General features: G+C 59.5%; 17 protein-coding genes. 12 read left to right on the top strand and 5 right to left on the bottom strand.

What is annotated here, in order from left to right:
• Window positions 1-36: 36 nt before the first annotated feature.
• Genes ACP7BO_RS16620 through pilG form a run of 3 tightly spaced genes read right to left on the bottom strand, consistent with a single transcriptional unit; the run spans window position 37 to window position 1414 of the window.
• Window positions 37-576: a chemotaxis protein CheW gene (locus ACP7BO_RS16620; protein WP_426211518.1), complete on the bottom strand. Its 540-nt coding sequence runs from the start codon at window positions 574-576 to the stop codon at window positions 37-39.
• Between the two features lie 10 nt (window positions 577-586).
• The gene (gene pilH, locus ACP7BO_RS16615; RefSeq protein WP_060697005.1) at window positions 587-964 is read right to left on the bottom strand and encodes a twitching motility response regulator PilH; all 378 of its coding nucleotides are present in this window, start codon (window positions 962-964) and stop codon (window positions 587-589) included.
• Window positions 965-1006: 42 nt separating this feature from the next.
• The gene (gene pilG / locus ACP7BO_RS16610) at window positions 1007-1414 is read right to left on the bottom strand and encodes a twitching motility response regulator PilG (protein ID WP_060696596.1); all 408 of its coding nucleotides are present in this window, start codon (window positions 1412-1414) and stop codon (window positions 1007-1009) included.
• A gap of 332 nt (window positions 1415-1746) precedes the next feature.
• Here pilG and gshB point away from each other — a divergent pair, with 332 nt between their 5' ends.
• From gshB to ACP7BO_RS16575, 7 genes are all read left to right on the top strand, one after another.
• Window positions 1747-2700 carry a glutathione synthase gene (gene gshB / locus ACP7BO_RS16605; RefSeq protein WP_397455493.1) on the top strand — a complete coding sequence of 318 codons (954 nt, stop codon included), beginning with the start codon at window positions 1747-1749 and terminating at the stop codon, window positions 2698-2700.
• Between the two features lie 77 nt (window positions 2701-2777).
• Window positions 2778-3677, top strand: a complete 900-nt coding sequence (locus ACP7BO_RS16600; RefSeq protein ID WP_426211514.1) for an energy transducer TonB — start codon at window positions 2778-2780, stop codon at window positions 3675-3677.
• Between the two features lie 163 nt (window positions 3678-3840).
• Window positions 3841-4413 carry a YqgE/AlgH family protein gene (locus ACP7BO_RS16595; protein ID WP_397455490.1) on the top strand — a complete coding sequence of 191 codons (573 nt, stop codon included), beginning with the start codon at window positions 3841-3843 and terminating at the stop codon, window positions 4411-4413.
• Window positions 4413-4865, top strand: a complete 453-nt coding sequence (gene ruvX, locus ACP7BO_RS16590) for a Holliday junction resolvase RuvX (RefSeq protein ID WP_060696592.1) — start codon at window positions 4413-4415, stop codon at window positions 4863-4865. Before ACP7BO_RS16595 ends, ruvX begins: the two co-directional genes overlap by 1 nt.
• An 83-nt stretch (window positions 4866-4948) precedes the next feature.
• Window positions 4949-5452, top strand: coding sequence for a bifunctional pyr operon transcriptional regulator/uracil phosphoribosyltransferase PyrR (gene pyrR / locus ACP7BO_RS16585; RefSeq protein ID WP_060696591.1), 504 nt, complete (start codon window positions 4949-4951; stop codon window positions 5450-5452).
• A gap of 12 nt (window positions 5453-5464) precedes the next feature.
• A complete protein-coding gene (locus tag ACP7BO_RS16580) occupies window positions 5465-6469 on the top strand; it encodes an aspartate carbamoyltransferase catalytic subunit (RefSeq protein ID WP_004419674.1) in 1005 nt (334 codons plus the stop codon).
• Window positions 6466-7737 (top strand): dihydroorotase, encoded by a 1272-nt coding sequence (locus tag ACP7BO_RS16575; protein ID WP_060696590.1) that lies wholly within the window; start codon window positions 6466-6468, stop codon window positions 7735-7737. The genes ACP7BO_RS16580 and ACP7BO_RS16575 overlap by 4 nt, the downstream gene beginning before the upstream one ends.
• 85 nt (window positions 7738-7822) lie before the next feature.
• On the opposite strand, the gene ACP7BO_RS16570 is transcribed toward ACP7BO_RS16575, so the two are convergent.
• Entirely contained in the window at window positions 7823-8239 is a 417-nt protein-coding gene (locus ACP7BO_RS16570; protein WP_060696589.1) for an NINE protein, read from the bottom strand.
• Between the two features lie 252 nt (window positions 8240-8491).
• On the opposite strand from ACP7BO_RS16570, the gene ACP7BO_RS16565 reads away from it, so the two are divergent.
• Window positions 8492-9151 (top strand): C40 family peptidase, encoded by a 660-nt coding sequence (locus tag ACP7BO_RS16565; RefSeq protein ID WP_060696588.1) that lies wholly within the window; start codon window positions 8492-8494, stop codon window positions 9149-9151.
• A gap of 54 nt (window positions 9152-9205) precedes the next feature.
• Here ACP7BO_RS16565 and ACP7BO_RS16560 read toward each other — a convergent pair whose 3' ends face one another.
• Window positions 9206-10198: a type IV pilus twitching motility protein PilT gene (locus ACP7BO_RS16560; protein WP_426211510.1), complete on the bottom strand. Its 993-nt coding sequence runs from the start codon at window positions 10196-10198 to the stop codon at window positions 9206-9208.
• A gap of 57 nt (window positions 10199-10255) precedes the next feature.
• Between ACP7BO_RS16560 and ACP7BO_RS16555 the strand changes: the two genes are divergently transcribed.
• Genes ACP7BO_RS16555 through ACP7BO_RS16540 form a run of 4 tightly spaced genes read left to right on the top strand, consistent with a single transcriptional unit; the run spans window position 10256 to window position 12685 of the window.
• Window positions 10256-10942 (top strand): YggS family pyridoxal phosphate-dependent enzyme, encoded by a 687-nt coding sequence (locus ACP7BO_RS16555; RefSeq protein WP_060696586.1) that lies wholly within the window; start codon window positions 10256-10258, stop codon window positions 10940-10942.
• Between the two features lie 33 nt (window positions 10943-10975).
• Window positions 10976-11794: a pyrroline-5-carboxylate reductase gene (gene proC / locus ACP7BO_RS16550; protein ID WP_426211508.1), complete on the top strand. Its 819-nt coding sequence runs from the start codon at window positions 10976-10978 to the stop codon at window positions 11792-11794.
• Between the two features lie 10 nt (window positions 11795-11804).
• Window positions 11805-12392: a YggT family protein gene (locus tag ACP7BO_RS16545; protein ID WP_397455486.1), complete on the top strand. Its 588-nt coding sequence runs from the start codon at window positions 11805-11807 to the stop codon at window positions 12390-12392.
• Window positions 12392-12685 (top strand): DUF167 domain-containing protein, encoded by a 294-nt coding sequence (locus tag ACP7BO_RS16540; RefSeq protein WP_060696583.1) that lies wholly within the window; start codon window positions 12392-12394, stop codon window positions 12683-12685. Before ACP7BO_RS16545 ends, ACP7BO_RS16540 begins: the two co-directional genes overlap by 1 nt.
• Window positions 12686-12848 lie beyond the last annotated feature (163 nt).

Below are 12848 nucleotides of genomic sequence, written 5' to 3'. Positions count from 1 at the left end.
CCCGTGTTAAAGCTGAAGGTACGACGTGGCGCCGGCTCACACCGCCACCGCCCAGAACTGCGGGGCCTGGGCCAGAACAAAGGGGCTGAAGACCCACCATATGGGGTTGCCGGCAAAATGCCCCTGTACGTAGGGCGCAAACATGGGATGGGGCAATGCCTGCACGTTGCTATCAAGGTCGGTTTGAGCGAAGTGCTGCATGCCCAGCACTTCATCAACCTGCAGCCCGACAAATATCTCTTTGTATTCCAGCACCAGCACCCGGCGCTGTTTGCGCAAAGGTGACAGCTCCACGCCGAAGAAACCGCAAAGGTCCATGATTGGCAGCAGTTGGCCACGCAAGTTGGCAACGCCCTTGACCCAGGGTTTTACCCCGGGCAGCAAGGTAAAGCGCGGTTCGTGGAGGATTTCGGCGATTTCGCCCATCGGCGCCACAAAACAATGCTCGCCGATGCGGAAACCGATACCGCTCCAGTTGTCGGCCTGCACTTGTGCAGGCGCCAGACCCGCCGCCAGCGAACGACAGCGCTGATCTATCTCGAGCAGCAACTCGAACGCGGTCAGAGAATCCGGCACAGAGCCTCCGTCATTTTGGAGGGTTATCCTTGAGTACTTGCTTGAGCTTCAATATCAGGGTTTCTTCTTCGACCGGCTTGGTCAAATACCCCTTGGCACCCTGGCGGGCAGCCCAGACCATGTCGGTTTCCTGATCTTTGGTGGTGACGACAATCACCGGGATATGACTGGTTTCGGAGTCTTTGGTCAGCTGACGGGTCGCCTGGAAACCATTGAGGCCCGGCATCACGATGTCCATCAGCACCATATCGGGTTTTTCCTGACGCGCCAGCGCGACGCCATCCGCGCCGTTTTCGGCCTTGAGCACTACGTAACCGTGCTTTTCCAGCATGCCGGTCAATTTGTACATTTCAGTCGGCGAGTCATCGACGATCAGAATGCGAGCCATGGTGTTCCCCATAAAAAAGGTAAGCGGCCGGCTGGCCGGGCATCATTGAGCAGTCAGGACGACGTTGAAACCGGGCACATGAGCCTTGATCGCGCTCAGCAGTTCATCCCTGCTGAAAGGCTTGGTCAAAAATTGATCAGAGCCCACTATCCGCCCCTTGGCCTTGTCAAACAGGCCGTCCTTGGATGACAGCATAATCACGGGCGTCGACTTGAACGCCCGGTTGTTCTTGATCAGCGCGCAGGTCTGATAACCATCCAGACGCGGCATCATGATGTCGACAAAGATGATATGCGGGTGATGATCAACAATCTTGGCCAGCGCATCGAAACCGTCGATGGCCGTAATGACCTCGCACCCTACGTTTTTGAGCAGCGTTTCGGCGGTACGGCGGATGGTTTTTGAATCGTCAATCACCATCACCTTCAAGGCGCTGGACTGCTTTTCCATATGTGCTCTACCGTCGCGTTGCGACCCGTTTTGTTACAAATATGCGGCTAGAAAACCCAACTCCTTGATGGACAAGGGCTGAAAGCACTGTGCGAGCCTTTTTAGCACAGTCACGACCTGCAATCTATCGCACGGCCCGAGCCGCCGGGGGGCTTGTGGTTTTTCCTTGACCGGGCCCCCGCTCAGCGCCACTCTGGCGCCACTTTTCAAAGCCTTTTAATACCTGCAGGAGCGAGCTTGCTCGCGAGCTTTTCAACGTTGCTACGAAGAGCTCGCGAGCAAGCTCGCTCCTACGGGTGAGATCTTCGCCAATTTTATATGAGGAATTCGCCATGAGCGTTCGAGTCGGGATTGTCATGGACCCCATTGCGGGCATCTCCTACAAAAAGGACAGCTCGCTGGCCATGTTGCTGGCTGCACAGGATCGCGGCTGGACCCTGTTCTACATGGAGCAGCAGGATCTTTACCTGAGTGAAGGCAAGGCACGGGCGCGGATGAAACCGCTGAAGGTCTTCGCCGATCCGCAAAAATGGTTCGAACTGGAAGCCGAAACTGACACCGCCCTGAGCGATCTGGACGTGATCCTGATGCGCAAGGACCCGCCCTTCGACATGGAGTTCGTGTACTCCACCTACTTGCTGGAACAAGCCGAGCGCGACGGGGTGTTGATCGTCAACAAGCCGCAAAGCCTGCGTGACTGCAACGAGAAGCTGTTTGCCACTCAATTCACCCAGTGCACGCCGCCGACCGTGGTCAGCCGCCGCGCCGATGTATTGCGCGAATTCGCAGCCACCCACGGCGACGTGATCCTTAAGCCGCTCGACGGCATGGGCGGCACTTCGATTTTCCGCCATCGGGTGGGTGATCCAAACCTGTCAGTGATTCTCGAAACCCTGACCGCCAACGGTACTCAGCAAATCATGGCGCAAGGCTATCTGCCGGCGATCAAGGACGGCGACAAGCGCATCCTGATGATCGACGGCGAGCCGGTGCCGTATTGCCTGGCGCGCATTCCTGCCGCCGGTGAGACCCGTGGCAACCTGGCCGCAGGCGGCCGCGGTGAAGCCCGGCCACTGAGTGACAAGGACCGCTGGATTGCGGCCCAGGTCGGCCCGACCCTGCGGGAAAAAGGCCTGTTGTTTGTCGGCCTGGATGTGATCGGTGAGCACCTGACCGAAATCAACGTCACCAGCCCGACTTGTATCCGCGAGATCGACAATGCTTTCGGCACCAATATCGGCGCCCTGTTGATGGACGCGATTGCGCGCAAGCTCGCCGCTCGCTGATCTGCAACAGCCAGTAAAAGACCAACATTGCGCTATCATGCGCGACCTGTGAAACGCGCAATGTTGGTCTTTCTGCCATGACACTCCCCAGCGACCTGCCCCCCGAACTCAGCCATACAGGCGTGCGCGCGGCTGATCGCCTCGGTTTTACCCTGTTTGTCGCGGCGCTGATTCATATCGCTGTGATTCTGGGTGTGGGTTTCAGCATGAGCGAGCCCAAGCAGATCAGCAAAACCCTGGAAATCACCCTCTCGACCTTCAAAAGCGAAAAAGCCCCGGACAAAGCTGACTTCCTGGCGCAGGACAATCAGCAAGGCAGTGGCACGCTGGACAAGAAAGCCGTGCCCAAGACCACTGAGGTCGCACCGTTCCAGGACAACACGGTTAAAAAGGTCACGCCGCCGCCGGCCGCCAGGCCCGAACAGCCACAGGCCAAGCCCAAGGCGTCGGTCACCACTGTGGCACCGAAACCGAACAAAGCGCCCCGCGAACCGCAAAAGGTCAAAACCGAAGCGGCACCCAAGGCCAACATTCCCACGTTCGACAGCTCGCAGCTGTCCAGCGAAATATCCAGCCTCGAAGCCGAACTGGCCAACGAGCAGCAGCTATACGCCAAGCGCCCGAAGATCTACCGCATGAGTGCGGCCTCGACCATGCGCGACAAGGGTGCCTGGTACAAAGAGGACTGGCGCAAGAAAATCGAACGCGTCGGCAACCTCAACTACCCCGAACAGGCGCGTCGCGAAAAGATCTACGGCAAGCTGCGGCTGCTGGTGTCGATCAATCGCGACGGTTCACTGCACGAAGTGCTGGTGCTTGAGTCCTCCGGGCAACCGCTGCTGGACGAGGCGGCGCAACGAATCGTACGGCTGGCGGCACCTTTTGCGCCATTCACCGGGGACCTGGCAGACATCGACCGGCTGGAGATCATCCGCACCTGGAAGTTCGCCCAGGGCGACAGGCTGTCGAGCAATTGAGCCAGCCATTTAGATTCTGTACAGGAGCGAACTTGCTCGCGAGCTGTTGGTGAACCGGGGTCGTTCGCACAAAATCTCGCGAGCAAGCTCGCTCCTACAGGAAAGCCGCAATCTTCATCCGCCAAACTTGTCAGTTCACGTTGCCAGCGCCACACTAAGGCTCATGAAAAACCACGCACCGACTTACCTCAAGCATCAATTCCTGATCGCCATGCCTCACATGGCTGACCCGAACTTTGCACATACCTTGACCTACATCGTCGAACACACGGCCAATGGTGCCATGGGCCTGGTGATCAACCGGCCAATGGATCTGAGTCTGGCGGACATTCTTGAGCAATTGCGCCCTGATACAGCCTCTGCACCGTTGTGCCAGCACGTACCGATCTACGGCGGCGGCCCGGTGATGGTTGACCGCGGCTTTGTATTGCACCCGGTCGGCATGAGCTTTGACGCCACTGTCGAACTGCAGGACGGACTGGCCCTGAGCACCTCGGCCGATGTGCTGTTCAGCATTGCTGACGGGCGCGGGCCGCGACGCAGCCTGATTTGCCTGGGCTATGCCGGGTGGGATGCCGGCCAGCTGGAGGCCGAACTGGCCGACAATGCCTGGCTGACCTGCCCCTACTCAGCCCACGTGCTGTTTGAAACCTCTAGCGAGTTGCGCCTCGACGCCGCCGCCAAACACCTCGGAGTGAACCTCAATTTGTTAAGCACCCAAGCAGGCCATTCCTGATGGCCGGGCCCGACATTCGTCTAGTGCTCGGTTTCGACTTTGGCACCCGTTCCATCGGGGTCGCCGTTGGCCAGATGATCACCGGCCAGGCCCGTGAACTGTGCAATCTGAAAGCCGAGAACGGCATTCCGAAGTGGGAAGAAATCGAAAAGCTTATTAAAGAGTGGAAACCCGATGTGCTGATCGTCGGCAAGCCCCTGAACATGGACGGCACCGAAAGCCCGCTTTGCGCGCGGACCAAAAAGTTTGCCAACCGTCTCAATGGCCGTTTCAATTTGCCCGCTTACGAACACGATGAACGCCTGACCACTTTTGAGGCCAAGGGCGAGCGTATGGCCCAGGGCGGCCAGCGCGGCAGTTTCCGTGACAACCCCGTTGATGCCATTGCCGCCAGGCTGGTGCTGCAAAGCTGGATCGACGAGTTCCTGGCCACGTCTCAATCCAAAGCCTGACCCTGCGTTTGCCTCACTGACGCGCCCCATTGTTTGCGCCCGCCGCTGCACGCTTCGCTTCGCGGGCCTTTTAAGGAGCCACCATGATCCTGCCTGTTCCCGCTGAACTGATTTCTCAGATGGCCCTGGACCTCAAGGCCCATCTCGCTCGACGCGGCATCACCGAGCCACGCTTCATTGGCATTCGCACTGGCGGTATCTGGGTTGCTCAGGCACTGCTGCGCGCCCTGGACAGCGACTCGCCACTGGGCACGCTGGATGTGTCTTTCTACCGCGATGATTTCAGCCAGAACGGTCTGCACCCGCAAGTGCGCCCTTCTGAACTGCCATTCGAAATCGAAGGCCAGCATCTGGTCCTGATCGATGACGTGCTGATGAGCGGACGTACCATCCGCGCCGCACTCAATGAATTGTTCGACTATGGTCGACCGGCCAGCGTGACGCTGGTCAGCCTGCTGGATCTGGACGCGGCCGAACTGCCGATCCGGCCCGACGTGGTGGGCGCGACCCTGGCCCTGAAGCCGACCGAGCGGGTGAAACTGTCCGGCCCGACACCCCTGACCCTCGAACTCCAAGACCTTGCCTAAGAGACCTTTGCGATGACGCCCATAGACGCCAAGCGCCCGCTGCAGCTCAATGATCAGGGCCAGCTGCGCCACTTTCTGTCGCTTGACGGACTGCGCCGCGAGTTGCTGACTGAAATCCTCGATACCGCCGACTCGTTCCTCGAAGTCGGCGCCCGGGCGGTGAAAAAGGTCCCGTTGCTACGCGGCAAAACCGTATGCAACGTGTTCTTCGAAAACTCCACCCGCACCCGCACCACCTTTGAAATGGCCGCCCAGCGCCTGTCCGCCGACGTGATCACACTCAATGTGTCGACGTCGTCCGCGAGCAAGGGCGAAACCCTGCTCGACACCCTGCGCAACCTTGAAGCCATGGCCGCCGACATGTTCGTGGTGCGCCACGGCGACTCCGGTGCCGCGCACTTCATTGCCGAACATGTGTGCCCGCAGGTGGCGATCATCAACGGCGGCGACGGCCGGCACGCGCACCCGACCCAGGGCATGCTCGACATGCTGACGATCCGTCGCCACAAGGGCGGCTTCGAAAATCTGTCGGTGGCCATCGTCGGCGACATCCTGCACTCGCGGGTCGCGCGCTCGAACATGATCGCCCTCAAAACCCTGGGCTGCCCGGACATCCGTGTCATTGCACCGAAAACCCTGCTGCCGATCGGTATCGAGCAATACGGGGTCAAGGTCTACACCGACATGACCGAAGGCCTGAAAGACGTCGACGTGGTGATCATGCTGCGCCTGCAGCGCGAGCGCATGTCCGGCGGCCTGCTGCCGAGCGAAGGCGAGTTCTACCGCCTGTTCGGCCTGACCACTGCCCGCCTGGCGGGTGCCAAGCCCGATTGCATCGTGATGCACCCGGGGCCGATCAACCGTGGCGTGGAGATTGAGTCGGCGGTGGCCGACGGCCCGCATTCGGTGATTCTCAACCAGGTGACCTACGGCATCGCCGTGCGTATGGCGGTGTTGTCCATGACCATGAGCGGGCAAACGGCCCAGCGCCAATTCGAACAGGAGAACGCCCAGTGAAGCTCAGCATTCTCGGCGCCCGTGTGATTGATCCGGGCAGCAAGCTGGATCAAGTGACCGATCTGCATTTGGAAGCCGGCAAAATCATCGCCATTGGCGCGGCCCCGGCAGGTTTTACCCCGACTCAAACCATCGAGGCCAAGGGCCTGGTGGCCGCCCCGGGGCTGGTTGACCTGAACGTCGCCCTGCGCGAGCCGGGCTACAGCCGCAAAGGCACCATCGCCAGCGAAACCCGGGCTGCCGCAGCCGGTGGCGTGACCAGCCTGTGCTGCCCGCCACAGACCAAACCGGTACTGGACACCTCGGCCGTCGCCGAGCTGATCCTGGACCGCGCCCGCGAAGCCGGAAACTGCAAGGTGTTCCCGATTGGTGCGCTGAGCAAGGGCCTGGAAGGCGAGCAGCTTGCAGAGCTGATTGCCCTGCGTGACGCAGGCTGTGTCGCCTTCGGCAACGGCCTCAGCAGCTTCACCAACACCCGCACCCTGTGCCGGGCGCTGGAATACGCCGCAACCTTCGACCTGACGGTGATTTTCCATTCCCAGGATCGCGATCTGGCTGAAGGCGGTATCGCCCACGACGGCCCGATGGCGGCCTTCCGCGGCTTGCCGGGGATCCCAGAAACCGCCGAAACCGTGGCTCTGGCCCGTGATCTGCTGCTGGTTGAGCAAAGTGGCGTGCGCGCTCACTTCAGCCAGCTGACCAGTGCCCGTGGCGTCGCCCTGATCGCCCAGGCTCAGGCGCGCGGCTTGCGCGTGACGGCCGATGTGGCGCTGTACCAGTTGATCCTGACCGACGAAGCGCTGGTGGATTTCTCCAGTCTGTACCACGTGCAACCGCCGTTGCGGACCCGCGCCGACCGCGACGGTTTGCGCGAGGCCGTGAGATCAGGTGTGGTGCAAGCCATCTCCAGCCATCACCAGCCCCACGAGCGCGATGCCAAACTTGCACCGTTCGGTGCGACCGAACCTGGCATGAGTAGCGTCGAATTGTTATTGCCGCTGGCGATGACACTGGTAGAAGACGGCTTGCTGGACCTGCCGACCTTGCTCGCTCGCCTGAGCGCTGGCCCGGCTGAAGCCTTGCGCCTGCCGGCCGGACGCCTGGGCGTAGGTAGCGCTGCGGACCTGGTGCTGTTTGACCCGGCAGCCTCGACCGTGGCCGGTGAAAAATGGCTTTCCAAAGGCGACAACTGCCCGTTCCTTGGCCATTGCTTGCCAAGTGCGGTGCGTTACACGCTGGTGGATGGCCGGATCAGCTACGAAGGCTAAGCATCTGCAGGAGCGAGCCTGCCCGTGATCTTTTGATCGTTTAAAAGATCGAGCAGGCTCGCTCCTGCCTGTTTTGCGGTGTTTGTTAACGACGCTCGGCGTTCTTGATCGAAATCTGTTCGTTCAGGGTCCAGAAGTCGTAAAGGATACCGACCAGAAACAAACCGCCGGTAAAGAGGTAGATGATCCCGGTGATCCATTTGCCCATGTACATGCGGTGCACCCCGAATACACCCAAGAAGGTCAGCAGAATCCAGGCCACGCTGTAATCGGTATCACCCGAGGTAAAGCGCAGATCGGCTTCGCGATCCATGCTCGGGATCAGGAACAGGTCGATCAGCCAGCCAATACCCAACAAGCCCAGGGTAAAAAACCAGATCGTCCCGGTCACCGGCTTGCCGTAATAGAAGCGATGCGCCCCCAGAAAACCAAAAATCCACAGCAAATAACCCAGCACCTTGCTGTGGGTATCGCGTTGTACATCGTCTCGATAGCCGCTCATAAATGCCCTCTTTGGTGCTGATAGAAAAATATTGTGAATTTTTTTGTGACTTTTTTACTGTCTCGCAACCGGTAAAAGTGTCTTACAAAAAATGACGCAAAGCCTTGTACCACCTGACCTGCACTGTTGGCATGCGACATTTTGCCAGCACATTTATGCTTTTTGACCCCAGGGTCCAATCGACAAACGGACTGAGAAAGGACAAAAAAGCTGTTATAAAGTTTCGCGCTTACCACCATAGAGCCCTGCCGAATGCGTCCTATATTCAAGACATGGCTAACCATTTGCCTATTAATGCCACTGGCCGCCCACGCCACCAATCGTGAGCAACATCTTCCTTCGGGCTTCACTGGCTACACCGCAAAATCATCTGCGGGCGCTGCTTTTGTTGCCACTAACAGCAAGACCACCAACAAAACCGTAGCACGTCCAGCGTCCAGCAAAGCTCATCGCAAAGCCCCGGGCAAAATTGCGACCGCTTCGCTGGCCGCCGCCAACAAGCAAAGCAGCACGGTATTGAGCCGCGCCGTAAACGTGTTGGGCACCCCGTATCGTTGGGGCGGCAGCAGCCCAAGTAAAGGGTTTGATTGCAGCGGGCTGGTCAAATACGCCTTTAATGACGTTGCAGCGGTTGATTTGCCACGTACCTCCAGCGAAATGGCCAGCGGCCACGGGCAAAAGGTCGAACGCAAGGATCTGAAACCCGGCGACCTGCTGTTCTTCAACATCAAGAGTCGCAAGGTTAATCACGTCGCCATCTACCTGGGCAACGACCGGTTTATCCACGCACCACGTCGCGGCAAGTCGGTCACCATCGACACCCTTAAAAAGCCTTACTGGCAGAGCCACTACGTAGTCGCCAAGCGCGTACTGCCGAAAGAGAAAACCAGTCTGCAGGTTGTCCAGCGCTAAGCTGTCTTTCCTGATGTTATGGGAGCTGAATTGCCAGCTCCCATAAGGGTTGCTTCAACAAATTATCCCCGCCCCCCTCAGCCTTTTCAGGCTCATCTCCAGCGTCTGCATGCCAACCGCTGCGCCGGTCTGGATCGCAGAAACCATCTGCGCAACCTTGTTTTCCCGTATCAGGTTCCTGATTGCAGGCGTCGCCAGCATGATCTCGTGAGCCGCAACCCTGCCCCCGCCAACTTTCTTGACCAGCGTCTGGGAAATCACCGCCTGCAGTGATTCAGACAGCATGGTGCGCACCATGGCCTTTTCTTCTGCCGGGAACACATCCACCACCCGGTCAATGGTCCTGGTCGCCGAAGAGGTATGCAGCGTGGCCAATACCAGGTGCCCGGTTTCCGCCGCAGTCAGTGCCAGCCGGATGGTCTCGAGGTCGCGCATTTCGCCCAGCATGATCACGTCCGGGTCTTCTCGCAGCGCCGAGCGCAACGCAGCGGCAAAACTGTGGGTGTCACGGTGCACTTCACGCTGGTTGATCAGGCTCTGGCGAGGTTCGTGGATGAATTCAATCGGGTCTTCAATGCTGAGAATGTGCTGCTGGCGGGTACTGTTAAGGTGGTCGATCATCGCAGCCAGGGTCGTCGATTTACCGGAGCCAGTGGCACCGGTCACCAGGACCAGACCGTGAGACAGGTGGCAAATCCGCCTGAACACCTCACCCAGCCCAAGTGACTCAAGGCTCGGTATCGCTTGAGCAATGCTGCGAAACACCGCCCCCGCGCCACGCTGTTGTTCAAAGGCATTGACCCGGAACCGGCCCAGCCCAGCCACTTCACAAGAAAAATCGGCTTCGCGCCCGGTCTCAAACTCGCTGCGTTGCGCCTGGGTCATCACGCTGTGCACTAGCGCCCGCACCTGGTCAGGTGCCAACACCGGCAGCCCGCTACGCTGCATCTCACCATCGACCCGCAGCATGGGCACTACACCCGCTGACAGGTGCACGTCCGAAGCGCCGTGACCGGCGCTGAATGCCAACAGGTCGGCGATATCCATCCCCCCTCCCAATTCCAGTAGAATGCCGCAGACTTTCACAACGGCGGGCTTAAACGAATGTCCACGATAGCTGACAACATCGCTGAAGTTGAGGCGCGCATCCGTGCCGCGGCACTGGCTGTGCAACGTGATGTAACGAGCATTCACTTACTCGCGGTCAGCAAGACCAAACCCGCTGCAGCGCTGCGCGAGGCCTATGCCGCCGGGGTTCGCGACTTTGGCGAAAACTACCTGCAAGAGGCCCGTGCCAAACAGGTCGAATTAGCCGACCTGCCCTTGAGTTGGCACTTCATCGGCCCCATTCAATCGAACAAGACGCGCGAGATCGCCGAGCATTTTTCGTGGGTGCACTCTGTGGACCGCCTGAAAATTGCCCAGCGCTTGTCCGAACAGCGACCGGCTGATCTGGAGCCGCTCAATATCTGCATTCAGGTCAACGTCAGTGGTGAAGCCAGCAAATCCGGCTGCACCCCGCAGGATTTGCCTGCGCTGGCCGCCGCCATCAACGCCTTGCCGCGCTTGAAGTTGCGCGGCCTGATGGCCATACCGGAGCCCACTGAAAACCGCGCCGAGCAGGACGCCGCCTTTGCGACAGTACGTGATCTGCAACAAAGCCTGAACCTGGGGCTCGATACGCTTTCCATGGGCATGAGCCACGATCTGGAGTCGGCCATTGCCCAAGGCGCCACCTGGGTGCGAATTGGTACCGCGCTGTTTGGTGCCCGCGATTACGGCCAGGCCTGATAAGACCGACCTCAATTTTTATAAGGATCTGTTATGAGCAACATGCGTATTGCCTTTATCGGGGCCGGTAACATGGCTTCCAGCCTGATCGGCGGCCTGCTGGCCAAAGGTCTGGATGCTGCACGGATCCGCGCCAGCGATCCGGGGGCCGAAACCCGGGCCAGGGTGTCCGCCGAGCACGGTATCGAACTGTTTTCCGACAATGCCCAGGCGGTTCAGGACGCCGACGTGATTGTCATTGCGGTCAAGCCTCAAGTCATGAAAGCCGTGTGTCAGGACCTGCGGGCGCACCTCAAACCGCATCAGTTGCTGATTTCGATTGCCGCAGGCATCACCTGCACCAGCCTGCAGAACTGGCTGGGCAACCAGCCGCTGGTACGCTGCATGCCCAACACCCCGGCCTTGCTGGGTAAAGGCGTAAGCGGTCTGTTCGCCACTGCCGCCGTGACTGGCGAACAGCGTCAACAGGCTGAAGAGTTGTTGTCAGCCGTCGGGATTGCAGTCTGGGTCGATACCGAAGCCCAGATTGATGCCGTCACCGCTGTGTCCGGCAGCGGCCCTGCGTATTTCTTCCTGCTGATCGAAGCCATGACCGACGCCGGCGTCAAGCTCGGCCTGCCACGCGAAGTGGCCAAGCAGCTTGCCGAGCAGACAGCTCTGGGCGCCGCGCACATGGCCGTAGGCAGTGATGTCGATGCCGCCGAGTTGCGCCGCCGCGTGACTTCCCCCGCCGGCACTACTGAAGCTGCGATCAAATCATTCCAGGCCGACGGTTTTGCCGCCACGGTCGAAAAAGCATTGAGTGCCGCCGCGCACCGCTCGGCCGAAATGGCCGAACAACTGGGTCAATAAGGAGCACATGATGTCTGGACTTAATGGCGCCGCCATTTTCGTGATTCAAACCCTGGGTAGCCTCTACCTGCTGATCGTCCTGCTGAGGTTCATCCTGCAGCTGGTGCGGGCCAACTTCTACAACCCGCTGTGCCAGTTCACGGTCAAAGCCACACAGCCGCTGCTCAAGCCTTTGCGCCGCGTGATTCCGAGCCTGTTTGGCCTGGACATGTCATCGCTGGTGCTGGCCATTCTCGTGCAGATGGTGATTTTCGCCATCGTGCTGACACTCAGCTACATGTCGTTCAACATCCTGGGGCTGCTGGCCTGGGCCATCATTGGCGTGACCGCGCTGTTCTTGAAGGTGTTCTTCTTTGCGCTGATCATCAGTGTGATCCTGTCGTGGGTCGCACCGGGCAGTAACAGCCCGGGTGCCGAGCTGGTCAATCAGATCACCGAACCGGCCCTGGCACCGTTCCGCCGCATGCTGCCAAGCATGGGCGGCCTGGATATCTCGCCTATCATCGCGTTCATGGTGATTCAGTTGATCCAGAGCTATGTGATCCCGCCATTGGCCATGTATGTCGGCATGCCGGTCGTGTTGTTCGGCCTGATCTGATGAGCTACTTCCGCTGGGACGGCGAGGACCTGATTCTCGACTGCCACCTGCAACCCAAGGCCAGCAGCGACGAGTTCGCCGGCCTGCATGGTGAACGTCTGAAAATCCGCCTCACTGCCCCGCCGGTAGAAGGTAAGGCCAACGCCCACCTGATGGCCTTTCTGGCCAAGGCGTTCGGTATCTCCAAAAGTCAGGTCAGCCTGATCAGCGGTGAACTCAACCGGCAGAAGCGCGTGCGCCTGCACGGCCCGAAAAAACTGCCGGATTTGCCGGGTCTGACAAAGCCAGTCTGAATACTGTTTCTTCTGTGGGAGCCGGCTTGCCGGCGATTGCATCATTGCGGGTTCCAGGCCGAACTTGTCGACTGCATCGCTGGCAAGCCAGCTCCCACAAAGGCAGTGTTCAAGCGCCTCCGAAATCAGCCCGGAGCATTGCTTGCCGCCCACTCCCCCGCTC

The sequence above is a fragment of the Pseudomonas sp. TWR2-1-1 genome, assembly GCF_049897045.1.
Taxonomy (GTDB): Bacteria; Pseudomonadota; Gammaproteobacteria; order Pseudomonadales; family Pseudomonadaceae; genus Aquipseudomonas; species Aquipseudomonas versuta.
The sequence above is the reverse complement of the archived record's forward strand: the minus strand, read 5'-3'. Positions and strand labels throughout refer to the sequence as shown.

What these genes read in the sequence shown, in the direction of transcription:
- ACP7BO_RS16560 (WP_426211510.1), bottom strand. Translation starts at nt 10,198, where the DNA reads ATGGATATCGCCGACCTGTTGGCATTCAGCGCCGGTCACGGCGCTTCG.
- ACP7BO_RS16565 (WP_060696588.1), top strand. Translation starts at nt 8,492, where the DNA reads ATGCGTCCTATATTCAAGACATGGCTAACCATTTGCCTATTAATGCCA.
- gshB (WP_397455493.1), top strand. Translation starts at nt 1,747, where the DNA reads ATGAGCGTTCGAGTCGGGATTGTCATGGACCCCATTGCGGGCATCTCC.
- ACP7BO_RS16595 (WP_397455490.1), top strand. Translation starts at nt 3,841, where the DNA reads ATGAAAAACCACGCACCGACTTACCTCAAGCATCAATTCCTGATCGCC.
- ACP7BO_RS16540 (WP_060696583.1), top strand. Translation starts at nt 12,392, where the DNA reads ATGAGCTACTTCCGCTGGGACGGCGAGGACCTGATTCTCGACTGCCAC.
- proC (WP_426211508.1), top strand. Translation starts at nt 10,976, where the DNA reads ATGAGCAACATGCGTATTGCCTTTATCGGGGCCGGTAACATGGCTTCC.
- ACP7BO_RS16570 (WP_060696589.1), bottom strand. Translation starts at nt 8,239, where the DNA reads ATGAGCGGCTATCGAGACGATGTACAACGCGATACCCACAGCAAGGTG.
- ACP7BO_RS16555 (WP_060696586.1), top strand. Translation starts at nt 10,256, where the DNA reads ATGTCCACGATAGCTGACAACATCGCTGAAGTTGAGGCGCGCATCCGT.
- ruvX (WP_060696592.1), top strand. Translation starts at nt 4,413, where the DNA reads ATGGCCGGGCCCGACATTCGTCTAGTGCTCGGTTTCGACTTTGGCACC.
- ACP7BO_RS16600 (WP_426211514.1), top strand. Translation starts at nt 2,778, where the DNA reads ATGACACTCCCCAGCGACCTGCCCCCCGAACTCAGCCATACAGGCGTG.
- pyrR (WP_060696591.1), top strand. Translation starts at nt 4,949, where the DNA reads ATGATCCTGCCTGTTCCCGCTGAACTGATTTCTCAGATGGCCCTGGAC.
- pilH (WP_060697005.1), bottom strand. Translation starts at nt 964, where the DNA reads ATGGCTCGCATTCTGATCGTCGATGACTCGCCGACTGAAATGTACAAA.
- ACP7BO_RS16545 (WP_397455486.1), top strand. Translation starts at nt 11,805, where the DNA reads ATGTCTGGACTTAATGGCGCCGCCATTTTCGTGATTCAAACCCTGGGT.
- ACP7BO_RS16580 (WP_004419674.1), top strand. Translation starts at nt 5,465, where the DNA reads ATGACGCCCATAGACGCCAAGCGCCCGCTGCAGCTCAATGATCAGGGC.
- pilG (WP_060696596.1), bottom strand. Translation starts at nt 1,414, where the DNA reads ATGGAAAAGCAGTCCAGCGCCTTGAAGGTGATGGTGATTGACGATTCA.